The sequence below is a fragment of the Roseateles asaccharophilus genome, assembly GCF_031458115.1.
Lineage (GTDB): Bacteria > Pseudomonadota > Gammaproteobacteria > Burkholderiales > Burkholderiaceae_C > Pelomonas > Pelomonas asaccharophilus_A.
Genome location: NZ_JAVDXV010000001.1, coordinates 425,969 through 451,564, shown reverse-complemented (window position 1 = coordinate 451,564; position 25,596 = coordinate 425,969). Strand labels below are relative to the sequence as shown.

Annotated in this window: 24 protein-coding genes; 10 read left to right on the top strand and 14 right to left on the bottom strand. The window is 70.2% G+C overall.

The window, feature by feature from the left end; all coding sequences use genetic code 11:
* The first annotated feature begins 26 nt into the window (after nucleotides 1–26).
* On the top strand, nucleotides 27–482 hold the full coding sequence (locus J2X21_RS01950) for a PA2169 family four-helix-bundle protein (RefSeq protein WP_310324202.1): 456 nt from the start codon (nucleotides 27–29) through the stop codon (nucleotides 480–482).
* Between the two features lie 260 nt (nucleotides 483–742).
* Here J2X21_RS01950 and J2X21_RS01945 read toward each other — a convergent pair whose 3' ends face one another.
* Together J2X21_RS01945 and J2X21_RS01940 are read right to left on the bottom strand one after the other, a co-directional pair.
* Nucleotides 743–1,636 carry an SDR family oxidoreductase gene (locus J2X21_RS01945; protein ID WP_310324200.1) on the bottom strand — a complete coding sequence of 298 codons (894 nt, stop codon included), beginning with the start codon at nucleotides 1,634–1,636 and terminating at the stop codon, nucleotides 743–745.
* 161 nt (nucleotides 1,637–1,797) lie between these two features.
* The gene (locus J2X21_RS01940) at nucleotides 1,798–2,277 is read right to left on the bottom strand and encodes a hypothetical protein (protein ID WP_310324197.1); all 480 of its coding nucleotides are present in this window, start codon (nucleotides 2,275–2,277) and stop codon (nucleotides 1,798–1,800) included.
* Nucleotides 2,278–2,414: 137 nt separating this feature from the next.
* Between J2X21_RS01940 and J2X21_RS01935 the strand changes: the two genes are divergently transcribed.
* Complete coding sequence (locus J2X21_RS01935) at nucleotides 2,415–2,663, top strand: hypothetical protein (RefSeq protein WP_310324193.1); 249 nt, start codon at nucleotides 2,415–2,417, stop codon at nucleotides 2,661–2,663.
* 10 nt (nucleotides 2,664–2,673) lie between these two features.
* On the opposite strand, the gene J2X21_RS01930 is transcribed toward J2X21_RS01935, so the two are convergent.
* From J2X21_RS01930 to J2X21_RS01920, 3 genes are read right to left on the bottom strand one after another with little or no spacing between them, the layout of a single operon-like run.
* Nucleotides 2,674–3,804, bottom strand: coding sequence for a zinc-binding metallopeptidase family protein (locus J2X21_RS01930; RefSeq protein ID WP_310324190.1), 1,131 nt, complete (start codon nucleotides 3,802–3,804; stop codon nucleotides 2,674–2,676).
* 8 nt (nucleotides 3,805–3,812) lie between these two features.
* Nucleotides 3,813–4,910 carry a glycosyltransferase gene (locus tag J2X21_RS01925; protein ID WP_310324187.1) on the bottom strand — a complete coding sequence of 366 codons (1,098 nt, stop codon included), beginning with the start codon at nucleotides 4,908–4,910 and terminating at the stop codon, nucleotides 3,813–3,815.
* Between the two features lie 33 nt (nucleotides 4,911–4,943).
* Nucleotides 4,944–6,005, bottom strand: a complete 1,062-nt coding sequence (locus J2X21_RS01920; RefSeq protein WP_310324185.1) for a DNA topoisomerase IB — start codon at nucleotides 6,003–6,005, stop codon at nucleotides 4,944–4,946.
* 75 nt (nucleotides 6,006–6,080) lie between these two features.
* On the opposite strand from J2X21_RS01920, the gene J2X21_RS01915 reads away from it, so the two are divergent.
* Nucleotides 6,081–6,986 carry a DUF2334 domain-containing protein gene (locus J2X21_RS01915; protein WP_310324182.1) on the top strand — a complete coding sequence of 302 codons (906 nt, stop codon included), beginning with the start codon at nucleotides 6,081–6,083 and terminating at the stop codon, nucleotides 6,984–6,986.
* Here J2X21_RS01915 and J2X21_RS01910 read toward each other — a convergent pair.
* The gene (locus J2X21_RS01910; RefSeq protein ID WP_310324179.1) at nucleotides 6,929–8,374 is read right to left on the bottom strand and encodes a sigma-54-dependent transcriptional regulator; all 1,446 of its coding nucleotides are present in this window, start codon (nucleotides 8,372–8,374) and stop codon (nucleotides 6,929–6,931) included. The two genes, J2X21_RS01915 and J2X21_RS01910, sit on opposite strands and share 58 nt — an antisense overlap.
* 232 nt (nucleotides 8,375–8,606) lie before the next feature.
* On the opposite strand from J2X21_RS01910, the gene J2X21_RS01905 reads away from it, so the two are divergent.
* The 3 genes from J2X21_RS01905 to J2X21_RS01895 are packed head-to-tail and all read left to right on the top strand — an operon-like array spanning nucleotide 8,607 to nucleotide 10,743.
* Nucleotides 8,607–8,774, top strand: a complete 168-nt coding sequence (locus tag J2X21_RS01905; protein ID WP_310324177.1) for a hypothetical protein — start codon at nucleotides 8,607–8,609, stop codon at nucleotides 8,772–8,774.
* Nucleotides 8,775–8,817: 43 nt separating this feature from the next.
* Entirely contained in the window at nucleotides 8,818–10,245 is a 1,428-nt protein-coding gene (locus J2X21_RS01900; RefSeq protein WP_310324176.1) for a phospholipase D-like domain-containing protein, read from the top strand.
* A 57-nt stretch (nucleotides 10,246–10,302) separates the two neighbouring features.
* The gene (locus J2X21_RS01895) at nucleotides 10,303–10,743 is read left to right on the top strand and encodes a hypothetical protein (protein WP_310324173.1); all 441 of its coding nucleotides are present in this window, start codon (nucleotides 10,303–10,305) and stop codon (nucleotides 10,741–10,743) included.
* A gap of 10 nt (nucleotides 10,744–10,753) precedes the next feature.
* Here the strand turns inward: J2X21_RS01895 and J2X21_RS01890 are convergent, their stop codons facing one another.
* Both J2X21_RS01890 and J2X21_RS01885 read right to left on the bottom strand, forming a co-directional pair.
* A complete protein-coding gene (locus J2X21_RS01890; RefSeq protein ID WP_310324170.1) occupies nucleotides 10,754–11,026 on the bottom strand; it encodes a hypothetical protein in 273 nt (90 codons plus the stop codon).
* 84 nt (nucleotides 11,027–11,110) lie between these two features.
* Complete coding sequence (locus J2X21_RS01885; RefSeq protein ID WP_310324168.1) at nucleotides 11,111–12,013, bottom strand: alpha/beta fold hydrolase; 903 nt, start codon at nucleotides 12,011–12,013, stop codon at nucleotides 11,111–11,113.
* A gap of 154 nt (nucleotides 12,014–12,167) precedes the next feature.
* Here J2X21_RS01885 and J2X21_RS01880 point away from each other — a divergent pair, with 154 nt between their 5' ends.
* Nucleotides 12,168–13,451, top strand: a complete 1,284-nt coding sequence (locus J2X21_RS01880; protein ID WP_310324165.1) for an SGNH/GDSL hydrolase family protein — start codon at nucleotides 12,168–12,170, stop codon at nucleotides 13,449–13,451.
* Between the two features lie 202 nt (nucleotides 13,452–13,653).
* On the opposite strand, the gene J2X21_RS01875 is transcribed toward J2X21_RS01880, so the two are convergent.
* A complete protein-coding gene (locus J2X21_RS01875; RefSeq protein ID WP_310324163.1) occupies nucleotides 13,654–16,818 on the bottom strand; it encodes a TonB-dependent receptor in 3,165 nt (1,054 codons plus the stop codon).
* Between the two features lie 225 nt (nucleotides 16,819–17,043).
* Here J2X21_RS01875 and J2X21_RS01870 point away from each other — a divergent pair, with 225 nt between their 5' ends.
* The 3 genes from J2X21_RS01870 (at nucleotide 17,044) to J2X21_RS01860 (ending at nucleotide 19,430) form a co-directional block, all read left to right on the top strand.
* Nucleotides 17,044–18,228, top strand: a complete 1,185-nt coding sequence (locus tag J2X21_RS01870) for a fumarylacetoacetate hydrolase family protein (RefSeq protein WP_310324161.1) — start codon at nucleotides 17,044–17,046, stop codon at nucleotides 18,226–18,228.
* 139 nt (nucleotides 18,229–18,367) lie between these two features.
* Entirely contained in the window at nucleotides 18,368–19,045 is a 678-nt protein-coding gene (locus J2X21_RS01865) for a GntR family transcriptional regulator (protein WP_310324159.1), read from the top strand.
* A gap of 58 nt (nucleotides 19,046–19,103) precedes the next feature.
* Nucleotides 19,104–19,430 (top strand): thioredoxin family protein, encoded by a 327-nt coding sequence (locus J2X21_RS01860; RefSeq protein ID WP_310324157.1) that lies wholly within the window; start codon nucleotides 19,104–19,106, stop codon nucleotides 19,428–19,430.
* Nucleotides 19,431–19,433: 3 nt separating this feature from the next.
* Here the strand turns inward: J2X21_RS01860 and J2X21_RS01855 are convergent, their stop codons facing one another.
* From J2X21_RS01855 to J2X21_RS01835, 5 genes are read right to left on the bottom strand one after another with little or no spacing between them, the layout of a single operon-like run.
* Nucleotides 19,434–20,471, bottom strand: coding sequence for an aldose epimerase family protein (locus J2X21_RS01855; RefSeq protein ID WP_310324155.1), 1,038 nt, complete (start codon nucleotides 20,469–20,471; stop codon nucleotides 19,434–19,436).
* Entirely contained in the window at nucleotides 20,471–21,454 is a 984-nt protein-coding gene (locus J2X21_RS01850; protein ID WP_310324152.1) for an SMP-30/gluconolactonase/LRE family protein, read from the bottom strand. The genes J2X21_RS01855 and J2X21_RS01850 overlap by 1 nt, the downstream gene beginning before the upstream one ends.
* A 2-nt stretch (nucleotides 21,455–21,456) precedes the next feature.
* Complete coding sequence (locus tag J2X21_RS01845) at nucleotides 21,457–22,287, bottom strand: NAD-dependent epimerase/dehydratase family protein (protein WP_310324149.1); 831 nt, start codon at nucleotides 22,285–22,287, stop codon at nucleotides 21,457–21,459.
* 42 nt (nucleotides 22,288–22,329) lie between these two features.
* Entirely contained in the window at nucleotides 22,330–23,406 is a 1,077-nt protein-coding gene (locus J2X21_RS01840) for a LacI family DNA-binding transcriptional regulator (RefSeq protein ID WP_310324146.1), read from the bottom strand.
* Between the two features lie 54 nt (nucleotides 23,407–23,460).
* Entirely contained in the window at nucleotides 23,461–25,596 is a 2,136-nt protein-coding gene (locus tag J2X21_RS01835; RefSeq protein WP_310324143.1) for an alpha-glucuronidase family glycosyl hydrolase, read from the bottom strand.

Here is a 25,596-nt window from a genome sequence, read left to right as displayed (position 1 = left end):
CTCCCCCACTTCGTGAAAGGCACGCCATGAGCAACGACGACATCATCGACACCCTCAACGACCTCATCGAGACCAGCAAGGACGGCGAGTACGGCTTCCGCACCTCGGCGGACTACATCGGCGATCCGGCGCTGAAGCAGAGCTTCCTGACCCGGGCCGAAGATTGCCGCCGCGCCGCCGTTGAACTGCAGAGTTTGGTGGGCCGCCTGGGCGGCAAGGCCGAGGACAGCGGCACCGCCGCCGGCGCCATGCACCGCGGCTGGGTTGCGGTAAAGGGCACGCTGGCGGGCTACACCGACAAGGCCATCCTCGAGGAAACCGAGCGTGGCGAGGACAGCGCGCTGGCGTCCTACCGCAAGGCGCTGGACGAACCGCTGCCGCCCGAGGTGCGCCTGGTCGTGGAGCGCCAGTACGAAGGCGTGAAGCGCAACCATCTGCAGATCCGCACATTGCGCGACGCGGCCCGCGCCGCTGCAAGCTGACGCGTTGAGCGGCCGCGCGCTATGCGCGGCCGTAGTGCACTAACTGGGCCAAGCGCCGGGCCGCTCCCAAGCCGGCCCATCTGGCGATGTGCTCGCGGCTCGATGCCGCGAGCATCGCCGTCCCCTCGGGGGCTGAGCTCGGACACGTTGAGCCCAGTGGGCTCGACGTGCCTGGCGAAGAGCTGAGGCGCATGCCGAAGCGCGCTCTGCAAGACCGGCCAAGCGCGCCGGCGTTGAGCCGTGCGATTGGACGAGGGGCATCAGATGGCGCCTACGCTGCCAGTGATCGGAAGCACGATGCCGGTGATGTAGCCGGAACAGACGGGCGAGGCCAGGAACACGTACGCGGGTGACAGCTCCTCCGGCTGCGCGGCACGGCCCATGTCGGTGTCGCGACCAAACTTGGCGACCTTGTCGGCGGGCACGTCGGCCGGGTTCAGCGGCGTCCACACCGGCCCCGGTGCCACCGCGTTGACGCGGATGCCGCGCCCGATGAGGCTGCTGGCCAGCGACTTGGTCAGCGCATGGATGGCGCCCTTGGTGGCCGAGTAGTCCAGCAGCGCCGCGCTGCCGCGCAAGCCCGTCACCGAGCCGGTGTTGATGATGGAGCCGCCGCGCTTCAGGTGCGGCACCGCCGCGCGCGCCATGCGCAGATAACCGCCGACATTGGTATCAAGCGTCGCGTGGATGTGCGCGTCATCCAGCTCCTCGATGTTCGCCACATGCTCCTGGAAGGCGGCGTTGTTGACCAGCACGTCGAGGTGCCCGAAGCGCGCAATGACCTGCGCCACCGCGCTGTCGCACCAAGCGCTGTTGCGCACGTCGCCGCGCAGCAGCAGGCATTGCCGGCCCTCGGCCTCGACATGGCGACAGGTCTCGCGCGCGTCATCGTCGGACGAGTGGTAGGCCACCGCCACATCCGCGCCCTCGCGCGCGAACAGCACGGCCACGGCCCGGCCTATGCCCGAGTCGCCGCCCGTGATCAGCGCGACGAAGTCCTTCAGCTTGGCGCTGCCACGGTAGTCCGGCGCCATGAAGCGTGGCGCCAGTTCGAGGTCGGACTCCTGCGCGTCATCGTCCAGATGCTGCGTCGGCAACTGCACCGGCTGCTCGCGCGCGCCGGCCTGCACGGCCGGGTTGTCGGTATCGCTCATCGGCTGCTACTCCTGATTTCAGGGCCGGGCGCCGGGCCGCTCCCATGCCGGCCCTTCAGGCGATGTGCTTGCGGCTCAATGCCGCAAGCATCGCCATCCCCTCGGGGGATCGGCCAGGCGCACCGGCGTTCAGCCGCGTGCGACTGGACGAGGGGCTTCTTTCATGCGGCGCGCTCGGCCTCCTTGCCGGACGGCGTCTGCGCATCCAGGCCGCGGTCGGGCGATTCGGCGACCTGGGCCTCGTCGTCGGCGCGCTCGATCAACTCCTCGATGATGAAGTGGCCGTAATGCTGCGCACGCTCGGCGCCATGCGCGCGCGACGTGTCGGCGATGGCGCGCGCCTGCTCGTCGCTGCCCGCGCCCACCACCAGCCAGTGGTAGCCGCGCTTGGCCAGTTCGCGGTGCGCCAGGATCAGGTTCATCTCCTGGCCGATGGCGGCAATGGGGCTGGCCTTGGCGATGTCGGCATCGATCTGCGCCAGCATCTCGTGGTCGCTGTAGCGGCGCACGGCGCCCGGCGGTAGGCCCAGCGTGGCCAACGCGGTCTCGGCCCGCGCGGCGGCCGCCGCATCGGGGAACGAGATGACCACATGGCCCACGGGCTTGAAGACGCCGAAGCTGCGGTTTTGTTCGTTGGACATGGCTTTCCCGGTTGGAGTGGACACGGCCCCACACGGCAAGCGGGATGCCCGGTGCGCTGGCCGAGGTGGCATCGCGCTTGCCGGCCTGGCAGGGTCCGCCTCGCGGCGGATCGCAGTCCACAACCCAGGAGTACGTCATGACCAAGATCTCTTCCCGACTGGCCGGCGCGGCCGCCGTCATCGCGACCGCAGCCGCTGGCCTGGCCTATGCCCAGACCACCGACAACTACGGCAGCGGCAGCGCCGGCCCCAGCAGCACCACGTCCAGCAGCGCCTCCGACAGTCCGGCGACCACCGACATGAACAGCAGCACGCCCACCGTCGCCACGCCGGGCAGCAACCTCAACGCCGACAGCACGCTGGCCGAGCGCGCAGACCGCAATTGACAACTGTTCTTCAACCGCCGGCGCTGCGCACCACCCGGTGCACCAGATGCAGCTTGCGCACCGCCGGCGCCGACAGCACAAAGGGGTAGAAGTCGGCCACGCCCATCGCGCGCGACAGCTCGTTGAGCACGCCGGTCAGCTCCATCCAGCTGTTGATCAGCTGCAGGAAATCCAAGGCCTGCGCATCGCCCGTGTCGGCCAGCAGCTCCGCGCCGAAGCGCTCATAGCTCAGCTCCACGCGCTCGCCGTCCAGGCCGAAGCTGCGCGCGGTGTCCAGCGTGTCGACCAGATGCAGGTAGTGCGCCCAGGTCTCGGCCCAGTCTTCCCACGGGTGGGCACTGGCATAGGCGCTGACGAAGCGCTGCCCCCAGTCAGCGGGTGCGCCCTGCTCGTAGTGGCGCTGCAGCGCGGCGGCGTAGTCCTCGCGGTCGTCGCCGAACAGCGCGCGGCACGGCTCCAGCCACGGCGTGGGCTGCACCAGTCGCTGCCAGTAGTAGTGGCCGCACTCGTGGCGCAGATGGCCCAGCAGCGTCCGGTAGGGCTCGTGCAAATCGCTGCGGCGCTGCTCGCGGCGGGCGTCGTCGGCCTCGGCCGCGTCCAGCGTGATGACGCCATCGGCATGGCCCGTGATGACACCCGGCCCCTCGGGCGGCGCCAGCAGCAGATCGAAGGCGAGGCCGTCCGCGAAGCCATCGGTCTTGGCCTGCACCGGCAGCCTGAGGCCGATCAACGACGACACCAGCCGGCGCTTGGCCTGCTCGATGCGGCACCACCACAGTGGCGCGTTCGGCTGCGCCAGGTCCGGCACGGTGCGCGTGAGCCGGCAGCAGCGGCACAGCGTGTGGCCAGCCAACTGTTCATCGGGTTCCAGCAGCCAGTTGCAAGCGGCCGCGGTGTCGAGGTTGGCGCAGCGCCGCCAGCGCGCCGAGCCGCGCACCGGCGCGCCGGCCTCGCGCCAGCGGCCGCCGCGCAGCGGTTCCAGCGCCAGGAGCGTGCCGCGCGTGGCGGCATAGCCCAGCGCGCGGTGGCAGGCCAGGCACTGGCTGTTGCGGAAGAACACCGGGCGCCCGCAGGCGCAGCTGAAGGCGCGCGCCGTGGTGGGCGGCGGCAGCTGGCGGGGCAAGGCGGCAACGGGCAGCATGGGCGGCATCATGCCGCCGCAGGTCGAGCGTGTGCCAGCTGTTCAAGCTGCTGTTCGAAACGGCGCAACACGTCGCCCCAGTCGGCCTGGCAGCCAGCCAGCCGCGCCTGCGTGCGCAGCGGGCCGTCGGGCGCGCTGGCCTCCAGCGCACGCGTCGCCGCATCGAAGAAGGCCTCCAGCCCGGCCAGGCCGTCGCAGGTCGCGGCCAGGCAGCCGTTGACGCCGTCGCGCACATGGCGGGCCGCGGCGCCGCGGTCGAACGCCGCGACGGCCAGGCCGCTGGCCTGCGCCTCCAGGACGACATGGCTGCAGCCGTCGTCGAGGCTGGGGAACAGCAGCACGTCCGCACTGGCGTAGTGGCGCGCCAGCGCGTGCCCGGCCAGCGAGCCGGCGAAACGCACGCCCGGGTGCTCGCGCTCCAGCCGCGCGCGCAGCGGTCCGTCGCCCACGACGACGCGGCGCAGGCCGGGCCGGCGCGCGCCCAGCCGCGCGAACATCTGCAGCGCCACCCCGGCGTTGTGCTCCTCGGTGAGCGGCCCGACGTACAGCAGCACGCGTTCGGCCGCGCTGGCGCGCCAGTGCTCGCGCAGCGCCGCGTCGCGCCGCGTGGGCGAGAACAGCCGCGTGTCCACGCCGCGGCCCAGCACGAACAGGCGCTCGAAGCCGCGCGCGTCCAGCTCGCGCGCGAGCTCGGCGGTGGCCACGAAGCTGCCGGCCGCCATCGCGTGCAGCCGCCGCAGATAGCTCAGCAGCGCGGCACGCAGCCAGCCGGGGCCGCTGGCGCGGATGCGAAAGTCGGCGCTGGCCGGAATACCCTCAGCATGCGCCGCGCGCAGCGCCGCCCAGCCCAGCGGGCCGGGCGTGGCGACGTGCACGATGTCGGGCCGCATGCGGGCGTCGCGCCACAGCGAGCGCAGCGCGCCGGGCGTGGTCAGGCCGCAGCACCATTCGTCGGCGTCGCGCCGCGGCGGCTCGCCGGGTCGGCGCGGTCGTATCAGCTGGACCGCATGGCCGGCGCTGCGCAGATGGCGCAGCCGTTGATCGGCGCTGGGTGAATCGCCCAGCACGTCGGGCGGCAGGGTCTCGGCCACGTAGCCTATGCGCACGGTGTCAGTCCTCGCAGCAGATGCATCCGGCCTTCATGGCAAGCGCAATGCCTGCCCCGCCGCGCTGCGCGAGCGCAGCAGCGCCAGCAGCTGGTGCTCGGCCCCGCTGAGGCCACCGCGCGCCGCCGGCGCGCGTGCCCAGCGCTGGCCGCTGAGAGCCTCGCGGGCGGCGGCATCCTGCAGGAACTCGCTGGCCGCCAATACGCGCGGATGGATGTAAGCCTTGCGGCAAACGGCGACGGTGTTGCCCAGCCGTTGCGCGACCTGCGCGACGACCTGTGCGGGCCGGCAGGGTGGGTCGCTCGATGAACAGGCCTGCAGCGTCAGCTGCAAGGCCAGCACGCTGCCATGCCAGGTGCGGAAATCCTTGGCCGTGACGCGCTCGCCCGCGGCCTCGGCCAGCCATGCGTTCACGTCGGCGGAATCGACCGTGCGGCTGTCACCGTTCTCATCGACATAACGGAACAGCTCCTGGCCCGGCAGCTCGCGGCAGCGGCGCACGATGCGTGCCACGCGGCGGTCGGTCAGCGTCACGCTGTGGCGCACGCCGCTCTTGCCGACGAAGCTCAGCTGGATGGCGTCGCCCTTCACGCCGGCGTGCCGGTTGCGCAGCGTGGACAGGCCGTAGGAGCCGTTCTCGCGCGCGTAGCTCGCGTTGCCGATGCGCAGCCAGGTGGTGTCCAGCAGCCGCACCAGCGTCGCCAGCACGCGCTCCCGCGTGGGCTCGGCCGGCCCGGCCAGCACCTGCTGGACGCGCCGGCGCAGCCGCGGCAGCACACGGCCGAAACGGCGCAGGCCGTCGAACTTGCGCTGGCCGCGCTGCGCCTGCCAGTCGGCGTGATAGCGGTATTGCTTGCGCCCGCGCGCGTCGCGGCCGGTGGCCTGCAGGTGGCTGTCGGCCCAGGGGCTGATCCACACGTCCGTCCAGGCCGGTGGCACGGCCAGCTTCTGGATGCGCGCCAGCTGCGCGGCGTCGCGCAGCCGGCGGCCGCGCGCGTCCACATAGTCGAAGCCGCCGGCGCGGCGCGGGCGGCGCGCGAGGCCAGGCTGGGCGTCGCTGCTCCAGCGCAGCGGGGCGGCAAGGGATGAGGTCATGCAAACCAATGGCAAGCCGCGGACCCGGCGGGCACGCCGCTTGCCTTCGAGGCGCTCCACTCCACGAGCGCTGCCATGAACACCCTGACCGGCCTGACGCTGCGCGCGCCGCTCGCGCTGCTTCCATTGCCCACCGCCACGGCGCCGCGGCGCGTGGAGGCGTGCAGTGCGCGCGACCTGTGCGTGCTGCTGCACGACGTGTCACCCGCGAACTGGGAAGGCTGTCAGCGTGTGGTGACCGAACTGCGTGGCTGTGCGGACCGGGCCGGCGTGGCGCTGCCGCTGACGCTGCTGGTGGTGCCGCGCCAGCGCGGCGACGACACGCTGCCGGCGCGCTATCTGCGCTGGCTGCACGCGATGGCGGGCGCGGGCCACGAGCTGTGCCTGCACGGGCTGACGCACCGCGACGACCGCGGTGCGCCGCGCCGGCTGCACGACTGGCTGCGCGGGCTGCCGGCGGTGGGCGGCGGCGAGTTCGCGGCGCTGCAGCTGGAAGAGGCGCAGCAGCGGCTCGCCGAGGGCCGCTCCTGGGCGCGCGCGCTGGGCTTCACGATGGACGGCTTCGCCGCGCCGGCATGGCGCCTGAGCCCGGCCAGCCTGCAGGCGGTGGCCGCCGCGGGCTTCACGCACACCTGCACGCCGGGCGAGATCCTGTCGCTGCCGCAGCGGCGCGTGCTGGCGGCCCCACGCCTGATGCTGGACGGGCGGGCCGGGCGGCGCCAGCTGTCCATCGCCCGCAACCGGCACCTGGCCAGCAGCGCGCAGGACGCGCGGCTGCTGCGGCTGGAGCTGCGGCCGGGCGACGCCGACGACCCCGAGCTGCTGCAGGGCTGGACGCAGCTGCTGGACGACGCGCTGCGCGCGCGGGTGCCGCTGCGCCTGGGCGAGGCCGGCCAACTGGCCGGGCACTTCGGCGCGCCGGCTCAGGGCTTGTCGGCGTCCGTGCCGCCTTCGGCGGCGTATTCCTTCAGCCGGTTGTAGAGCGTCTTCAGGCTGATGCCCAAGGCGGCGGCGGTGCGCTCCTTGTGGTGGTTGAAGTGGCGCAGCGTGGCCAGCATCAACGCGCGCTCGGCCTCGGCCACGCTGGAACCCACCGGCAGCGTGATGGTGGGCATGGCGTCGGCACCGGCGACCGGGGCCGGCGCGGCAGCACGCACGGGTGCTTCGGCGGCCGCGGCCGCCAGGCCGCTCCAGCCGGACAGCGGGCCGGCCTCGCTGGTGCTGGGCAACCAGCTGTCGTCGATGGTGTCGCCGGCCGCCATCACGTAGGCGCGCTGCACGGCGTTGCGCAACTCGCGCACGTTGCCGGGCCAGGGGTAGTCGATCAGCGCGGCAATGGCCTCCGGCGTGAAGCGGCGCTGCTGCCCTTCCTGCTCGCTGATGGCGGCGAGGAAGTGATTGGCCAGCAGCGGGATGTCGGACGCGCGCTCGCGCAGTGGCGGCAGCTCGATGGGGAAGATGTTGAGGCGGTACAGCAGGTCTTCGCGCAGCTTGCCCTGGGCCACCGCCTGGTAGGGCGAGCGGTTGGTGGCCGCGATGATGCGCACGTCGGTCTCCTGGCTGGTGGTGGAGCCCACGCGCATGAAGCGCCCGGTCTCCAGCACGCGCAGCAGCTTGACCTGCAGCTCCAGCGGCATCTCGGTGATCTCGTCCAGGAACAACGTGCCGCCGCTGGCGCGCTCGAAGAAGCCCTGGTGCTGGCGCTCGGCGCCGGTGAAGCTGCCCTTCTCGTGGCCGAAGATCTCGCTCTCGATGAGGTTGGGGCTGATGGCGCCGCAGTTCACCGCCAGGAAGGGCAGCTTGCGGCGACGGCTGAGGTCGTGCACGGTCTGCGCCACCACCTCCTTGCCGGTGCCCGATTCGCCGGTGATGAACACCGACACGCTGGTGACCGCCACGCGCGAGATCTGCTCGTAGATGCGCTTCATGGGCGCGCTGCGGCCCCACAGATGGCCGAAATGACCTGACTCGGCCAGGTTGGCCGTCAGGTCCTTCACCTCGGCCTGTAGCGCGGCGGGCTTCATGATGCGCGACAGCACGCCCTGCAGCTGCGTCAGGTTGACGGGCTTGACGAGGTAATCGGCCGCGCCCAGGCGCAGCGCCTGGATGGAGGTCTCGAGGTTGGCGTGGCCGGTGCACAGCACGACCTCGGAGTCGGCCACCAGCTTGGGGTCGGCCAGCAGGTCCATGCCGTTGCCGTCGGGCAGGCGCAGGTCCAGCAGCAGGATGTCGGGCTGCTGCAGCGCGATCTGACGCTTGGCGTCCCGCAGGTTGTGCGCCACCGCCACGGTGAAGCGCTCGCCCGCGATCAGCGCGCGCAACGACTCGGCCGAGTCATGGTCATCATCCACCACCAGGGCATGCGGCATCGAACTCTTGTCCTTCCAATCGTCTTGAAACGGTCCGGCATCAGATCACATCCGAACGGCGCGGAACGACCCTATCCCCAACAATCAGCAGGGACATGCAAGAAGTGGGCGCAGCGAATTGCAGCCCTGCAGGCGCCAATCTCGTCGTGAATCGGCAAGATTTACAGCAGTATCAACCGAGCCGGCGGGCAAACCGAGCGGCTTCGGGCACTGCGCTTGCCAGACCACCGGCATGAACAAACCGCCCACACCCCTGCCGCCACCCGTGCCCGGTGCGCATCCCGATGACGATTCCGTCGCGGGTGAGGAAGACCCTGGCGCCGCGCTGGAAGAGATGCCGCCGTCCGCACCGCCACGTCCGCTGCCGCCACGGCCGCCAGCGACGCCCGCAGGCTCCTGAGCGACCGCGCCTGCCCAGGCATGGGGCTTGCGTCGTTGCACTCATGACGCACCCCCTCGGCAGGCGACGAATCGGCTTCGCATGGACGCTGGCAACACTCTGGATGCTGGCGGGCGCCTCGGCCTGCAGCAGCTTGCCGGAGCGCGACCGTTCACTGCAGCCGCTGCCGCGCAGCCAGGCGGCCGAACGCATCACCGTGATGGACCGCGGCGGCCCCGTCAGCGCAAGCACGGAGGCCCGCGAGCTGGCGCGCATCCGTGCCGAGGGCAGCGGCGCGCTGGTCGAACGGCACCTGAGCGCGCTGGCGGTGAAGGGCGACACACAGCTGCTGCGCGGCAACACGGCCAAGCTGCTGATCGACGGCCCGCAGACCTTCGCCGCGATGAAGACCGCCATCGCCGCCGCGCGCCACCGGCTGCTGGTGGAGTTCTACATCGTCGAGGACGAGGGCATCGCCGCCGAGGTGGCCGAGATGCTGATGAAAAAGGCGCGCGAGGGCGTGCACGTGGCCTTCATGTACGACGCGGTGGGCTCGCTGGGCACCGACCGGGCGTTCTTCGACAGGCTGCGCGACGGCGGCGTGGCGGTCTGCGCGTTCAACCCCATCAACCCGCTGGAGCGGCCCGGCCACTGGGGCCTGGTGACGCGCAACCATCGCAAGATGCTGGCGGCCGACAGCGACGTGGCCTTCACCGGCGGCATCAACCTCAGCAACGTCTACGCCGAGGGGTCCTTCGGCAGCGGGCGTCGCCTGAAGAAGGAACCGACCGACGCCGAGAAGCGCGGCTGGCGCGACACGCAGGTGGAGGTGCGCGGGCCGGTGGTGAACGCGCTGGCGGCGGAGTTCCGCGAATCGTGGGCCAGCCAGGGCTGCGAGGGCGCGCTGCCGCCCGCGCCGGCGCCCGAGGTGGCGGCCCCCGGCCAGCGTGTCATCAAGCTGGTGGCGGGCAACCCCGAGAAGGGCATCAACCCGACCTACTCCGCGCTGCTGCGCGCCATCGACGCGTCACAGCGCAGCATCCAGCTGACCATGGCCTACTTCGCGCCCGGCGACGAGCTGATCCAGGCGCTGTGCGACGCAGCCAGGCGCGGCGTAGCCGTGTCGTTGGTGCTGCCAGGCCGCAGCGACGTCAAACTGGTCATGCATGCGGCGCGCTCGCGTTACAAGCAGTTGCTGGAAGCCGGCGTGCAGATCCACGAGATGAAGCAGGCCGTCATGCACGCCAAGACGGCCGTCATCGACGGCGTGTTCTCCAGCGTCGGCTCCAGCAACCTGGACTGGCGCAGCATCGTCGGCAACAACGAGATGGACCTCATCGTGCTCGGCGAGGACTTCGGCGAGCAGATGCAGGCGCTGTTCCAGCGCGACGTGGCGGCGTCCACCGCCATCGAGGCCACGGCCTGGTCGAAGCGCGGCATCGGCCAGCGGCTGATGGAGCACTTTGCCCGCCTAATTGAACCGCTGCTATGACCGGGCGCGCCGTTTGCCTGACGGTGCGCACATCGTTTCCATCGACCCGGAGCACCCATGGCCGACCAAGACCCCCAGTCCCTTGCCGCCCACGAACAGCTGCAGCAGCCCTTGCCGCCGGACCTGTTCAGCCTGCATGCCGAGCCGCCGCATGAATCCTCGCCGCAGCGGCGTTTCGGCGGCAGCCGCGCCGGCCGGCTGATGTGGCGCAGCCGCACGCGCACCGCCGGCATCCGCTTCGAGTGGGCGCAGCGCTCCTCGGGCCCGGTGCTGCGCGTGGTGGCGACCTGGACCGACCGCGACGGCCAGCCGCACCACACGTCGTACTCGGTGCAGAACAACGGCCTGGAAGGCGCGCTGGACCGCGCCATCGCGTCGCGCACTTCCTGCGGCGCGCCCCAGCCCGACCGGCAAGACCTGCTGCAAAGGCTGCGGCAGGAGTTTGAAACCTCGCCGTTCGCGCACGCGCAGCAGGCGCCGCAGGGGCAGCCGTCCTGAGCGGGCCCTACTAGCACAGCTCCTGAAGCCGCCCACCCAGCCGGGCGGTCAGGTGCTGGTGCACCTGCGCGATGACCGCCTGCGCCCGCTCGGCACCCAGGCCGTCGGCCAGGCGCTGTTCCAGGTCGTAGTGCAGGAACACCAGGCCGCACAGCTTGGCGAAGGCCGCGGCGTCGGCATGGCCGCAGACGCTGGCGTCGTTGTCCAGCACGCGCTTCAGCTCGGGCAATTCCAGCAGCCGCACGCGGCACAGCAGCGCCAGATTGGCGATCTCCAGGTCCAACGCCTCCAGCTGCTCGGCCCGCTCATCCGGGGTGCGCCATTGGGCGCCGGGCTTCTCGGAAATTCCTTCTCTCCTTGGCGCCCGTCAGGCGCGAATGCTGCTGCCGGCGCGGCCCAGCGCGACGAACCCGCCGCCGGCCAGCAGGTTGCGCTTGAACAGCTGGTCAATGGCTTGCACGTAGCGGGCGCCCGGCAGGTCCACCGGGTTCTCGTACCAGCGCTCAAAGGTCTCGGTGCGCTCCAGGTAGTTGCGGTCGGTGATGTGCTCGTACAGGTCGACGTACTTGCCGTAGAACTGCTCCGCAGGATGCGTGTTCTTCCAGCCGGCCAGCATGAAGGCGCCGGGCATCAGGCCGTGGCCGGCGTCCACCATGGCCTCGTACTCGGGCAGCGGCATCTCATGCGCCAGCTTGCGGATGGGGCCGTGGCCGGCATTGGTGTCGATGGGCGAGCCGGCCAGCACCAGGCTCTTGACCTTACCGGGAAACCGCGCCGCGAACGTGGTGCTGAGCCAGCCGCCCTGGCAAAGGCCCACCAGGTGCACCTGGCCGCCCAGGTCGTCGACAGCAACGTTGAGGTCGGACAGGTAGGTGTCGATGTCGAACCAGCGCATGCGCGGCGTGGCGGTCTTCCAGTCGGTGGCCAGCACGTGTGGCAGGCCATGCGCGCGCAGCGTCTGCACCAGGCTCTGGCCCGGCGCGTAGTCGGCGATGGTGGAACTGTGACCGGCGTAGGGCGCGTCCACCAGCACCGGCGTGCCGCTGCCCGTCGCACCGAAGTCGCGCAGCCGCATCGTCTTCAGGTCCAGCCGCACCGTGTTGGGCGTGGCCCATTCGGGCTGCGGCGGGTGGTCGATGTGGTCGGCCTCAACCATGAAGTTGGCATTGCGCTTCATCAACTGCAGCGCCTGGCCGCCCAGCGACATCGCGGCGGCCCAGGGCCAGAAGAAGGGCACGGTGTGCTCGCAGGCAGGTGGGTTCCGGCTCATGCGCTGTTCCCGTGATGGCGAAGTTAGCCTACCGCACGCAGATGCCATGCCATGTGAAAACCGTGACAACCCCGTCGCGGCCACGGCCGGGCTTTGCCTGATGCGGATTGATGATTGATAGCGATACCATCAACACAAACAACGCCTCTACGACATGCACAAGCTGCCCCGCCGCACCACCCTGCTCGTCGCCGCGCTACTGCTGGCCGGCTGCGCCACGCCGCCGCGCGAGGCCGTCCCAACGGGCTGGCTGGCCGCCTGGGGTAGCGCCCAGCTGGACCAGCAGCCCGCCGCCCCGGGCAGCGCGCCGCCGCCCGCGCCCTGGCAGGCGCCGCTGAACGACGTGAGCCTGCGCCAGGTGCTGCGCACCACGGCCGCCGGCTCGGCCGTGCGCGTGCGCGTGAGCAACCTGTTCGGCCAGCAGGAACTGCGGCTGGGTGCCGCCAGCGTGGCGCTGGTGGCGCCGGGCACGGAGTCCGGCCGGCCCACGCTGCAGGACGGCAGCCTCAGGCCGCTCAGCTTTGGCGGCCGCCGCGACCTGCGCCTGGCGCCTGGCGCCGAGGCCTGGAGCGACCCGGTGCCGCTGGCCGTGCCGCGGCTGGCCGACGTGGCGGTGCAGATGCATCTGCTGCAATCGCCGGCTCGCGCCACCGTGCACCTGGGCTCGCGCATCAACAGCTGGGCCGTGACCGGCAACCAGGTTGATCGCAGCGACTGGCCAGCCGCCAGTTCGCAGGTGGGCTGGTGGCACCTGGCTGCCGTCGACGTGCAGGCCGCCCAGCCGCAGCCGGTGCTGGTGGCCATCGGCGACTCCATCACCGACGGCTACGGCGTGCAGCCCGGCAGCTACCAGCGCTGGACCGATGCGCTGTCGCGTCGCCTCATCACGCAGGGCCAGGCGGCCTCGGTCGTGAACACCGGCATCGGCGGCAACCGGCTGCTGCGCGACGGCCTGGGCCCACGCGTGCTGGAGCGTTTCGAGCGCGACGCGCTGGCGCGCAGCGGCGCCACGCACGCGGTGCTGTTGGTGGGCGTGAACGACCTGGGCGGCAGCCACCGCCAACGCCCGACGACACCCGAGTCACGCGCGGCCTTGCTGGCCGAGATGAAGGCCGGCTTCAGCACCTTGCAAGCGCAGGCTCGCGCACGCGGCGTGTGCCTGTTCGTCAGCACCGTGATGCCGTACGGCGGCAGCGGCTACTACCAGCCCCAGCCCGAGAACGAGGCCGACCGGCAGGCGCTGAACGACTGGATCCGCCGCGACGCCGGCTTCGACGCGGTGGTGGACTTCGACGCCATCACACGCGACCCGGCGCGGCCATCGCACCTGCGCAAGGAGCTGGACAACGACGGCCTGCATCCGTCGATGACAGGCTATCAGGCCATGGCCGACGCCTTCCCGCTGGACCTGTTGCAGCGGCGCTGCCCCGCGCTCTGATCCTGCACCACGAACGAAAAAGGGGGCTCCCGCAAGGGAGCCCCCTTTTGTATCGTCTCGGGGTAATCGGGCCGAGCGCAGGGCCGCCCCAAGCCGGCCCGCGAAGGCGATGTGCTTGCGGCTCAATGCCGCAAGCATCGCCGTCCCCTCGGGGGACCGGCTGGACTCGCGCGCGTTCAGCGGCGAGGCCAGACGAGGGGCTTCAGAAACTGGCGCGCAGACCCACCTGGTAGGTGCGGCCCGGCTCGTAGATCGCATACGGCGCGTTGGCGAACTGGAAGTTCGTGCGCTGGCTGGAGCGGGTCACGTTGAACACGTCGAAGGTCATCTGCAGATCCTTCTTCCAGCCCAGCGTGGAGCCCAGGATCTCGCCCAGGTTCACGCGCGACGTGAAGTCCACCTGGTCATAGTCCAGGCCGAAGAAGGCCGCCGCCGTGATGCCGTTCTGGCCGGTGCCGGTGGACTGCGAACCCTTGGTGAAGGTCTTGGTCACGCGGAAGCCGCCGAACCGGCCTTCGTAGTAGGCCGCCAGGTTGTAGGTGTAGGGCGGCACGCCGGTGGCGACGTTGGCGCCGGACTGCTTGACCTTGGTGTAGTTGGCGCTGACGCCGAAGCCCTTCAGATAGGACGTCAGCTGGTCCAGCGGCTGCTGCACCGTGAACTCCAGGCCCTTGATCTTCAGTTCGTCGGACGTGTTCTGCGTCTGCGTCAGCGTGACGCCCAGCGCATTGATCGCGGCGAGCTGCGACGCCGTCGGCAGCGCGGCGAGGTCGGTCGGCACCGGCAGGCCGGCGCGTGTGTACAGGCCTTGCTTCTGCGTGTCGGTCAGACCGCCCTGGGTCCAGTTGACGCCGTACGTGTTCAGGTCGGCGAAGGTCAGGTTCAGCGTGCGGTTGGCCGTGAATCCCTGGATGCCCTTCTGGAACCAGGCCAGCGCGATGTAGCCCTCACGACCGGTGTACCACTCCAGGCCCAGGTCCATGTTGTCGGACTTGTAGGGCTTGAGGTCGGGGTTGGTCAGCTGGCCGTTCTGCGCCGCGGGGTCGGTGAAGCTCAGCGCCAGCGCGCGCAGCTGCGTGGGATCGGCACGCGTGATGGTCTTGGACATCGACGCGCGGGCCAGCAGGTTGGAGCGCAGGTTGTAAGCCACGCTGGCCGACGGCAGGAAATTGCCGTAGCTGGTTGTGGTCAGGCTCTCCGTCAGCACCGCCGGGTAGCGGCCACCGTCGGCCAGGTTCTGCGAGGCGTTGCGCGGGTCGGCCGGCAGCGTCAGCGACGCGAAGGTCTGTTCCGTCGTCGCGTAGCGAGCGCCGGCGTTGTAGCGCAGCTGGTTGCCGAACACCGTGGTGTCGCCGTTGACCTCGGCGAACACCGACGTCACCTTCTCCTGGAAGAAGCCGGGCGCCACGTTGTTGTTGGAGTTGGCCGTGCCGTACAGCGCCGCGTCACGCGCCTGCTGGTAGCCGGAGTCCTTCGCGAAGCGGGCCCAGTCCAGCGTGACGAAGCCGTTGGACGTGGGGCGCAGATAGCCCGGCACGGCCGAGTTCGGGATCGTGGAGCCGAGGAACTGCAGCGCGGCCGGGTTGGCGCCGGCGGTGAAGCCCGTGCCATAGCCCGGATAGGTGCTTGCGGCAGCACCGGCGGCGCCGGCGCCGTTGCAGGCGCCGGGGTTGACGGTGTTGGGGCCGGGCAGGAAGACGTTGACGTTGCGGCGGCAGGCAATGTTTTCCCAGTAGCCGCTGTTGTCCAGCGTGCGGATGCGGCGGGCAACGCTGTCATGCGCGCCACCGAACTTGACGTCGAAGATGCCGGTATCGACATCCATGCTGGCGCGCAGGCCGCTGGTGCGGATCTCGCGCAGCTCGTCCTGCTGGTTGAGGCGGCCGCCGTTCCAGCCGAAGGCGCTGGGCGTGTTCAGCAGGTTCTTGTTGCCGTCCGCGCTGACGGCGGTCAGCTTGGGCACGCCGCTGGTGTTGTCGTACTCAGTCGTCAGGCCCGAGCCCAGCACGGTCTGGAACAGCACCGTGGGCGACTGGCGGTGGAAGTTGCTCTTCGTGAAGTTGGCCTGCACGTCCAGGCTGACCGTGTCGCTGAGCTTCAGGTTGATGCCGGGGTTGACGCTGTGGAACTTCGTCTCCTCGGTGTACGGGCGGTACTCCAGGAAGTACTGCGAGTTCGCGAACGTGCCCTTGGTGACCGTGCAGCCGTTGGCGCAGTCGGTCTTGTCGACCGTCATGTTCAGCGGGATGGACGAGCCGTTGCGGCCCACCCAGTTCATGTCGACGCGCTCGAACTCGTTCTTCTTGTGGCCGTAGATCAGGTCCAGGAAGTATTTGGTCGACGCGTTGGGGCGCGCCTCCAGCGACAGGATGGCGTTCTGGCGATCGCGGCTGCCCTCGGCCACCATCGCGCGGCCCAGGCGCGGGATGATGGCGTTGTCGAGTTGCTGCGTGGTCAGGCCTGGGTTCTTGGCCAGCAGGAAGGCTTCATTGATGGTGTCGCCGGCGTTCAGGCCGTTGCCGGCGCCGGTGGGCACGGTGCCCGGGATGGTCCAGTTGCCGCCGCCGGTGCTGTTGCGCGCCGCGCCCAGGCTGGCGCCCTGCGTGGCGGACAGGTTGGCGTTGGTCCAGCCGATGGATTCGAATCCCGTGGTCTTGACCTTGTTGCTGGACCAGGCCACGCCGGCCAGCACGCCGAAGGTGTTGTCCCAGGTGTTGCTGATGAGCGCCGAGCCGCGGTTGCCGTACTTGTCGGCCTGCTCGTTCTTCGTGCCGGTCAGCGTGAAGGCGGTGCGGAAGCCCTTGCGGTCGAAGGGGCGCGCGCTGCGCATGTCCACGACACCGGCGGCGCCGCCTTCCAGGATGGATGCGGTCGGGCTCTTGATGACGCTGACGCGGCTGAACAGCTCGCCCGGCAGGAAGTCCATGTCGACTTCGCGGTTGGCGCTGCCGGTGTCCGTGCGGCCCGTGGAGGCGGACGCGACCGGCGCGCCGTTCAGCAGGATGCGGGTGAAGTTGGTGCCCAGGCCGCGGATCTGGATCTGCAGGCCCTCGCCGGTGATTTCACGCGTCATCGTGACGCCGGGGATGCGGGCGATGGACTCGGCGATGTTGCTGTCCGGGAACTTGCCCATGTCCTCGGCCGTGATCGCGTCGATGAAGCCGACCGCGTTCTTCTTGGCGTTGGCCGAGCTTTCCAGCGACGCGCGGATGCCGGTGACGACCACGGTGTCCAGCTGCTGCGGGTTGGCCGGTTGCGCGGGGGTCTGCGCATAGGCCTGGGCGATCAGACCGGCCAGCAGCGCGGTGCCCAGCGCCAGGCGCGTGGATCGAACGCGGCGGTTCGGTCGTGAAGGGGTCGTGTTCATCTCTGTCTCCTCTTTGGTTCTGAGCCCGTGTGCACGGGCTTAACAAGCCTTGATTCGCAAATGGTAGCGCGCACATTTTCAATTTACGGCGACCAGACTCACGGAGTCAACAAGGGTGTGTACTAATGTATTAGTGCAAATTGTGGCAATTCCCTAGGGCAAGCAACGACTTGGCATTCACTCAGGTAGCGCTCACAATGTTGCTCATCCACCCGCACCTGAAAGATGCAACACCGCAACTCATCCGCGCCGCTGGGCCTGCCGACCGACTCGGACAGCGCAGTCCTGGTGGGCCGCGCGTGGCGGACCGATCTCGCCGGCCCGGCGCTGGTGGCCGTGCGGGGTTACGAGCTTGTCGACCTCTCCGCCCATGCGGCAACGCTGGCCGAACTGCTGGACCGGCCCGATGTGGTGGACGTCGCCCGCCACGCGCTGGCAGCCCCGCTGGCACCGGTGCGGGCCGTGCTCGCCAATGCCCTCGCCGCATCACCCGACCCCGCCCTGCCCCGCCTGCTGGCCCCCTGCGACCTGCAGGCCATCAAGGCCTGCGGCGTGACCTTCGCGGTCAGCCTGCTGGAGCGCGTCATCGAAGCGCAGGCCGGCGGCAATGCCGCGCGCGCTCATGATCTGCGCCAATCCTTGACCGCCACGCTGGGCACCGACCTGGCCAGCATCCGTCCCGGCTCGGCGACAGCGCAGCGGCTCAAGGCCGAATTCATCGCGCGCGGCGCCTGGTCGCCCTATCTGGAGGTCGGCCTGGGGCCGGATGCCGAGGTCTTCACGAAGGCGCAGCCGATGTCGGCGGTGGGCTTCGGCGATGCCGTGGGCCTGCACCGCGACTCGCAGTGGAACAATCCGGAACCCGAGGTCGTGCTGGCCGTGAACGGCCGCGCGGAAGTCGTCGGTGCCACGCTGGGCAACGACGTGAATCTGCGCGACATCGAGGGCCGCAGCGCGCTGCTGCTGGGCAAGGCCAAGGACAACAACGGCTCCTGCGCCATCGGCCCCTTCATCCGCCTGTTCGACGGCGAGTTCACGCTGGACACCGTGCGCGCCGCCACCGTTAGCCTGCGCATAGCAGGCGCGGACGACGGCTTCGTGCTGGACGGCGTCAGCCGCATGCAGGAGATCAGCCGCGACCCGCTGGACCTGGTGCGCCAGGCCTGCGGGCCGCATCACCAGTACCCCGACGGCTTCATGCTGTTCCTGGGCACGATGTTCTCGCCCATCCAGGACCGCGGCGCGCCGGGGGCCGGCTTCACGCACCACCTGGGCGACGTCGTCACCATCGCCAGCCCCGCGCTCGGCGCCCTCGTCAACACCGTGCAGCGCAGCGATGCCATCCCGCCGTGGACGTATGGCGTCGGCGCGCTGCTCCGGCATCTCGGCAGGCAACGCCTGCCGCCCTGAGTCTCTGGTCGGACGCCCGGGCTGGTGGGCGTCCCGTCTGTTGCGGCGGCCCGCCTCGTGCGGAGCCGCCGTTTTTTTGAATCCGCGAGCGATAAAGTGCTAGTGCATTAGGGCGTCAGTGGATGCCGAGTCACGTCAAATGAACTTCACGCTAGATCCCACCCGTCACGCAGCGCCCCAGGTCGTCGAGGCCCTTCGCGCCGCCATCATCTCGATGGAACTGGCACCCGGCATCGCGCTGGACCGCGCCGAACTCGCACAGCAGTTTGGCGTCAGCCAGACGCCCGTGCGCGACGCGCTCATCCGCCTCAGCGAAGAGGGCCTGGTCATCATACGGGCGCAGTACACGACGCAGGTCAGCCGCATCGACGTGCCGGCCGCCCGCGAAGCGCACTACCTGCGCCGCTCCATCGAGATCGAGATCGCCCGCCAACTGGCCGTCACGCATGACGACACCTTCATCGCTGACTTGCGCACACAGCTCGAGCGGCAGGCGGATCTCGCGGCCAGGAAGGACTTCATCGGCTTCATCGCCGCCGACAAGGAGTTCCACCGGCTGATGTACGTCGCGGCTGGCCTGCCGCGGCTGTGGGCGGTGGTGGTACGCATGTCCGGCCATGTGGACCGACTGCGGCTGCTGCACATCCCCACCGTCGGCAAGACCGAATCGACGCTGGCCGCGCACCTGGCCATCCTGACGGCCATCGCGTCGCGGGACGCGGACGCCGCCCAGCATGCCGTGCGCGATCACCTGTCCGGCACGCTCGCGTCGGTGGACGAGATCCACAAGCGCCACCCCGATTTCCTCATCGTCTGACGCGACGGCCTGGCATCGCATTTGCCGCGTCCCCTCATCCGAGACCACAGGACAGCCCATGAACGCCTTCACACCGTACTCCGACGATGCCCCCAGCCGCACCGACGTCGACGCGATGCGCGGCAGCGCGGTCATCGAGTTCGGCGCCAACTGGTGCAGCATCTGCCAGGGCGCGCAGTCGAACATTGCGGATGCGCTGGCCGCACGCCCGCCACAGCAGCATCTGAAGATCGAGGATGGCCGCGGCAAGCCGCTGGGCCGCTCCTTCGGCGTGAAGCTGTGGCCCACGCTGGTGATGCTGCAGGACGGGCGCGAGGTGGCGCGCGTGGTGCGGCCCGGCAGCGTGGGCGAGATCACCGAGGCTTTGCAACGCCTCGACAGCTGACGCTCACCCGCCGAAACGATGCAGCGTCGATGACCTGAACACCTCGCCCGGCCGCAACACCGTGCTGGGCCAGTCGTCACCCACGGGGCGGTTGGGTGAGTCCGGGCTGTGCTGCGTTTCCAGGCAAAGCCCGGCACCGCGCAGATAGTGTCGCCCGCCCGGGCTGGTCAGCGAGCCGTCCATCCACGTGCCGGCGTAGAACTGGATCGCCGGCTCGGTGGTCCACATCGCCATGCTGCGGCCGGAGGCCGGGTCGCGCAGCTGAGCCGCCGGCCGCAGCTCGCCGTTCAACGGCCCGTCCAGCAGCCAGTTGTGGTCGTAGCCCACGTCGCGGCCGACCACACGCTCTCGGCGGAAGTCGAACGGCGTGCCGTCCACGCTCGCATGGCCCAGCGGGATGCCGGTGGAGTCGGGTACCGTGTAGCGGCTGGCCGGCAGCGTGAGCCGGTGCTCCAGCGCCGAGCCCGATTCGGCGCCGCCCAGGTTGAAGTAGGCGTGCGACGTGAGGTTGACGACGGTGGGCCGGTCGGTGGTGGCCTCGTAGTCCACGCGCCAGCTCATGTCGGCGCCCAGCGTGTAGCGCACGGCCACGTGCATGGTGCCGGGGAAGCCCATCTCGCCGTTGGGGCTCAGGCGCTCCAGCAACAGGCTGACGCTGCCGTCGGCCGCGACCGGCTGCGGCTGGCCTTGCCACAACGACGCGCCAAAGCCGGCCGGCCCGCCGTGCAGGCAGTTCGCGCCGTCGTTGGGCGTCAGCGTGAAGCGCTCGCCGTCCAGCTCGAAGCTGCCCTTGGCAATGCGGTTGGCGTAGCGCCCGGCGATGACGCCAAGGTGCGAGCCGGCGCCGCTCAGATAGGCGTCCAGGTCACGCAGACCCAGCACGACGCTGTCGGCCAGGTCTGGCAGCCACAGGCCGGTGACGATGCCGCCCCAGTCCAGCGCCGTCAGCACCAGGCCGCGGCCGTTGTCGAGCCGGTATTCGTGGACGGCGCGGCCGTCCGGCAGGCGACCGTAGTCGCGCACGGTGATGCCGGCCGCCATCAGCGCACGAACCCGCGGGCGTTCACGTACAGCGCATACAGCGAGTGGCTGCTGGCCATGAACAGGCGGTTGTTCTTGGCGCCGCCGAAGCACAGGTTCGCGCAGCGCTCGGGCAGGTGGATGTGCGCCAGCGCTTTGCCCTCGGGCGAGTACACGCGCACGCCGTCCAGCAGTGCCGGGTCCACGCCCGGTTGACCGCCGCCGCCGAAGCCGCACCAGATGCGGCCCTGCGTGTCCAGCGCGATGCCGTCGAAGGCGCCCGGGCCTTCGGCGTCGATCAGCAGGCGCTTGTCGCTGACCGCCACGCCGCCGACGGCGTACGACCAGATCAGCCGGTTGGGCTGCGCGCGGCTCTCCACCACCAGCAGTCGCTTGCCGTCCGGCGTGAAGGCCAGGCCGTTGGGGCCAGCGAGGTCGGCGATGACGCGCTGCAACTCGCCCGTGATGGCATCGATGCGGTAGACGCCATGCGGCTGCTCGGGCGTGGCGCGCAGGCCCTCCCAGTCGCTGGCGATGCCGAACTCGGGGTCCGTGAACCAGATGCTGCCGTCGGGCCCGCAGGTGATGTCGTTGGGCGAGTTCAGCGGCTTGCCGTCATAACGGTCGGCCAGCACGGTGATGCGGCCGTCGAACTCCGTGCGCGTGATGCGCCGGCCCAGATGCTCACAGCTGACCAGCCGGCCCTGCGCGTCACGCGCATGGCCGTTGGCGTTGCCGGCCGGCTGGCGGAACACGCTGACCGCGCCGCTGCAATCGTCCCAGCGCAGGATGCGGTCATTGGGGATGTCGGATACCAGCAGGTAGCGGCCATCGCCGAACCACACCGGGCCTTCGGCCCACTGCAGGCCAGTGGCCAGCTGCTCCACACCGGCGGAGAACAGCCGCAGCTCGCGGCCTTCCGGCGCGAGGATCTCGAAGGCCGCATCGGGCAAGCGCGAGGCGGGCTGGAAGGGGATGGACGGGCCGCGCTCGTGATGACTCATGCTCACTCCTGGCCGGCGAACGGGAACGGCCCCTCCAGGACGAACATGCCGCCCTGGTAGCGAGCCTCGGGTCGCTTGGGGTCCACGTGCGGTTGCCGTGCCTCGACCTCGGCACGCCAGGGCTCGGAGCTGTCCTGCGGGCGGTAGCCCACGTGCTTGCCTTGCGAGTTGTCCCACCAGGTCGTGCGGTTGTCGCTGGCGCCGTAGACGATGCTGTGGCCCACCACCGGCGCGGTCAGCGCCGCCACCAGCAGCCGCTCCATGTCGTCATGACTGAGCCAGCTGGACAGCTGGCGTCGGTCCGACGGCTGGGGCAGGCAGGAACCGATGCGCAGGGTCACCGTCTCCAGCCCATGGCGGTCGAAATAGAACTGCGCCAGGTTCTCGCCAAAGGCCTTGGACAGCCCGTAGAAGCTGTCGGGCCGCGGCACGACGTGGGCGGGAATGGTCTCGCCCTGGCTGTAGAAGCCGGTCACGTGGTTGGAGCTGGCGAAGACGATGCGCTTGGTGCCGCGCCGGCGCGCGGCCTCGTACAGGTTGTAGGCACCCACGATGTTGGCCGGCAGCACCGTGCTGAAGGGCTTCTCGATGGACACGCCGCCGAAGTGCAGCACGGCGTCGACGCCGTCCAGCAGCGCGTACATCGCGGCCTCGTCCTCCAGCGGCGCGACGACGACTTCCTCGCCGTCACCGGCGGGGTCCATCGCGGCGAGGTCGGAGACGCGCAGCGTCTCGCAGTAGCGCTTCATGCGCGGGCGCAGCATGCGGCCCAGGGCACCGGCGGCGCCGGTCAACAGCAGGCGCTTGAAGCGCAGGCCGGTCAGTGATTCCATGTGGTTCTCCGGCCCGACATTGGGCCTTGACGGGAGCGCCGCTCAGCGGCGCATGGGGGGGCGCAGCCGCGGCGCAGCGTCAGACTGGCGGCGGATCAACTCGAAATCCTTGAGCACATGCTCGCAGGGCAAGGGCTCGCCGGCGCGGCGCGCGCGGATGTGGCGCACCAGCAGGTCCACCGCGGCGCCGGCCATCTCCATGATGGGCTGGCGCACGGTGGTCAATTCGGGCCAGATGGTGGTGGCCAGGGGGGCGTCGTCGAAACCCACGACGGTCAGGTCGCTGGGCACGTCCAGCCCCATGCGGTGGGCAATGGCCACCGTGGCCGCGGCCATGTCGTCGTTGCTGGCGAAGATGGCCGTGGGGCGCTGCTCCTGCGACAACAACTGCTCCGCCGCGTCCAGGCCCGAGCGGTAGGTGAACATGCCCTGCGCGACGACTTCCTCTTCCTCGATGTTCAGGCCCGCGTCGGTCATGGCCGCGTGGAAACCGGCGAGGCGGCGCGAGCTGCTGCGCTGGTAGGGGTCGCCGATGATGAAACCCAGGCGGTGGTGGCCCAGGTTCAGCAGATGCTGCGTCATCTCGTAGGCGGCCTGGAAGTCGTCGATGCCGACCGCGCAGACGTCCTCGGGCGGCTGGCCGGCCGACACGGCCACGGCCGGCGTGTCGGTCTCGGTGACCAGTTTCAGCAGCGGCTGGGAATCGCAGAAGGGCGGCGGCAGGATGAGGCCGTCGATGCCATTGGCGATCATCTCGGCCACCGGCTTCTCCTCGCCCTCGCGCGCGGCGTCGCAGCGCTGCACGATGAGCTGCACATGGCTGAGACTGCTCTTGTTCAGCAGGCCGATCAGGAACTCGTTGAGGTAGCCGGCGCTGGGGTCGATGTACAGCATGCCGATGCGGATGGGCTCCGACCCCGCCAGCCGGCGCGCGGCCTGGTTGGGCAGGTAGTTCAGCGCCGCGATTGCGGCCTGCACCTTCTCGCGCGTGCCGGGCCTGACATTCAGTTCACCGTTGACCACACGCGACACCGTCATGGGCGACACGCCAGCGAGGCTGGCCACGTCGGCAATGGTGGCGACCTTGGTGCTACGCCCCTGGCGCGCGTTTGGCTTCAATCTGCACCTCGAGAGTTCATTGTTCTTGGAGAGCGGCGATTTTCCATCAAGCTTTCAGCCCTTCCCTGGGGCATAGGGAAAGCGCTGGGCCTTGTAGTCGTCCAGGCTGCGCTCGGGCGGGCGCGCACCGGCCGGCAGCGACAGGCCGGAGACCGATTGGAAATAGGCGATGCAAGCATCGCGCCACCAGCGCGCCTCACGCTCCTGCTGGGCCAGGTAAGCGCTGACCTCGGCGTGGCGGCCGGCGTCGATGTGAGGCCCCAGCGCGGCCCAGCGGCGGCGCATGTCGGCCACGGTCGCGACGCCGCGGTCGTAGCGCGCCACCAGTTCGGCCCACAGCGTGCGGCCCGACGGCATCGCGTGATCCCACGGCAAGCGGTGGAACCACAGCAGCAGCTCGGGCGGCGTGCTGCGCGGATCGGCCCACAGCCGCGCGACGGACGGCGCGTACTGCGCCACGGCGTTGCTGCCCTTGGCGGTGCGGTCGAAGCCGATGCCATCCTTGGCCGCGCGATGGAAGTAGGTCGGGTTCCAGTCGGCGCGTTCCAGGTTGTCCACCCAGGGCGCCGGGCCGTAGTGGTGGCCCGTGCCCATCAGATGGTGCAGCCCCAGCGGCGTCATGTAGTCGACCACCGCCTCGCGCGACGCCAGCATCAGGTCGACGATGGCATCGCGCGCGGCGGGCCGGGTCGAGAAGGTCTGTGCGGCCCAGTCACGCGCGATCGCCGCGGCGGTCAGATCCGGGTCCCAGGCCATGCGACCGTAGGCGTACCAGTTGGCCTGATCGAACTGCGAGCCGCTCCAGTTGCGATCGGTGCCGATGTTGGCGACGCCGGCGACTGCCGTCAGCGGGTGCCTGGCCAGGCTGCCGTCCACCACGCGCGCGACCGTGCCGCCGCGGCCGGTGTCGGCCTTCAGCACCTCCTCGAACAGCGGCCCCATGTAGACCAGATGGGTCGCGAAGCCCAGGTATTCCTTCGTGATCTGCAGCTCCAGCGCCAGCGGCGTCTTGGGCGTGGCGCCGAACAGCGGGTGGAAGGGCTCACGCGGCTGGAAGTCGATGGCGCCGTTCTTCACCTGCACGATGACGTTGGGCGCGAACTTGCCGTCCAGCGGCTGGAATTCGTCGAAGGCCTGGGCAGCGCGGTCCTTGGCCTCGGGTGCGTAGACGAAGGCCCGCCACAGCACGACGCCGCCGTGTGGCGCCAGCGCTTCGGCCAGCATGTTGGCGCCATCGGCATGGTTGCGGCCGTAGTCCTGCGGGCCGGGCTGGCCTTCGGAGTTGGCCTTCACGAGGAAGCCGCCGAAGTCGGGGATGGTCTTGTAGATCTCGTCGGCCTTGGCCCTCCACCAAGCGCGCACGGCCGGGTCCAGTGGGTCGGACTTCTTCAGCCCGCCCAGTTCCACCGGCGCCGAAAAGCGCGCTGACAGGTAGACCTTGATGCCGTACGGACGGAACACGCCAGCCAGCGCAGCGGCCTTGGCCAGCCAGGGGCCGGTCAGCGAATCGGCCTTGGAGTTGACGTTGTTCAGCACCGTGCCGTTGATGCCCAGCGACGCGTTGGCGCGGGCGTAGTCGGTGTAGCGCGCGTCCAGGATCTCCGGCAGCTTCCACCAGTCCCAGATCGAGGCTCCCGAGTACCCGCGCTCGACATGGCGGTCCAGGTTGTCCCAGTGGTTCAGCATGCGCAGCTTGACCTTGGGCGCGGAGCGCTGGTCCAGGCTGGCCAGGTCGGCACCGGTCTGCGCGGCGCGCAGCCACGCATAGCTGCCGTACAGCAGGCCGATGTCGCTGTTGGCGGCGATGACGGTGACGTCGGCGCCTTGCAGCTTCAGCCGGCGCAGCGCATAGCCTTCAGCGCCCAGTTCCGCCCAAGGCAGTGCGAGGCCTGCCGGCGCGCTGGCCGCCGTCGCCAGCACCAGCGCGCCCGGCGCGATACGCGAAGTCAGCGCCGGCTCACGTCCGGTCAGGCCGGCCACGCCGCGCTTCAGCTCCGCAACGGCGGCCTGCAGCGTGGGGGAGTCCGCCCCGGTGCGGACGATGCTCTTCGCACCCGCCTGCAACTGCACCAGCGCCGGGCCCTGCAGCGGCCGATAGCGCAGCCACAGCTCGTAGCCGTCCTCGGCCACGGCCCAGGCGGGCAGCACGGCCAGCAGCGCGGCCATCAGCCACTTGCCTGTGAACTTCAT

Coding starts and splice junctions, on each gene's coding strand:
- J2X21_RS01950 (WP_310324202.1), top strand. CDS start 27: ATGAGCAACGACGACATCATCGACACCCTCAACGACCTCATCGAGACC.
- J2X21_RS01945 (WP_310324200.1), bottom strand. CDS start 1,636: ATGAGCGATACCGACAACCCGGCCGTGCAGGCCGGCGCGCGCGAGCAG.
- J2X21_RS01940 (WP_310324197.1), bottom strand. CDS start 2,277: ATGTCCAACGAACAAAACCGCAGCTTCGGCGTCTTCAAGCCCGTGGGC.
- J2X21_RS01935 (WP_310324193.1), top strand. CDS start 2,415: ATGACCAAGATCTCTTCCCGACTGGCCGGCGCGGCCGCCGTCATCGCG.
- J2X21_RS01930 (WP_310324190.1), bottom strand. CDS start 3,804: ATGCTGCCCGTTGCCGCCTTGCCCCGCCAGCTGCCGCCGCCCACCACG.
- J2X21_RS01920 (WP_310324185.1), bottom strand. CDS start 6,005: ATGACCTCATCCCTTGCCGCCCCGCTGCGCTGGAGCAGCGACGCCCAG.
- J2X21_RS01915 (WP_310324182.1), top strand. CDS start 6,081: ATGAACACCCTGACCGGCCTGACGCTGCGCGCGCCGCTCGCGCTGCTT.
- J2X21_RS01910 (WP_310324179.1), bottom strand. CDS start 8,374: ATGCCGCATGCCCTGGTGGTGGATGATGACCATGACTCGGCCGAGTCG.
- J2X21_RS01905 (WP_310324177.1), top strand. CDS start 8,607: ATGAACAAACCGCCCACACCCCTGCCGCCACCCGTGCCCGGTGCGCAT.
- J2X21_RS01900 (WP_310324176.1), top strand. CDS start 8,818: ATGACGCACCCCCTCGGCAGGCGACGAATCGGCTTCGCATGGACGCTG.
- J2X21_RS01895 (WP_310324173.1), top strand. CDS start 10,303: ATGGCCGACCAAGACCCCCAGTCCCTTGCCGCCCACGAACAGCTGCAG.
- J2X21_RS01885 (WP_310324168.1), bottom strand. CDS start 12,013: ATGAGCCGGAACCCACCTGCCTGCGAGCACACCGTGCCCTTCTTCTGG.
- J2X21_RS01880 (WP_310324165.1), top strand. CDS start 12,168: ATGCACAAGCTGCCCCGCCGCACCACCCTGCTCGTCGCCGCGCTACTG.
- J2X21_RS01875 (WP_310324163.1), bottom strand. CDS start 16,818: ATGAACACGACCCCTTCACGACCGAACCGCCGCGTTCGATCCACGCGC.
- J2X21_RS01870 (WP_310324161.1), top strand. CDS start 17,044: ATGCAACACCGCAACTCATCCGCGCCGCTGGGCCTGCCGACCGACTCG.
- J2X21_RS01865 (WP_310324159.1), top strand. CDS start 18,368: ATGAACTTCACGCTAGATCCCACCCGTCACGCAGCGCCCCAGGTCGTC.
- J2X21_RS01860 (WP_310324157.1), top strand. CDS start 19,104: ATGAACGCCTTCACACCGTACTCCGACGATGCCCCCAGCCGCACCGAC.
- J2X21_RS01855 (WP_310324155.1), bottom strand. CDS start 20,471: ATGGCGGCCGGCATCACCGTGCGCGACTACGGTCGCCTGCCGGACGGC.
- J2X21_RS01850 (WP_310324152.1), bottom strand. CDS start 21,454: ATGAGTCATCACGAGCGCGGCCCGTCCATCCCCTTCCAGCCCGCCTCG.
- J2X21_RS01845 (WP_310324149.1), bottom strand. CDS start 22,287: ATGGAATCACTGACCGGCCTGCGCTTCAAGCGCCTGCTGTTGACCGGC.
- J2X21_RS01835 (WP_310324143.1), bottom strand. CDS start 25,596: ATGAAGTTCACAGGCAAGTGGCTGATGGCCGCGCTGCTGGCCGTGCTG.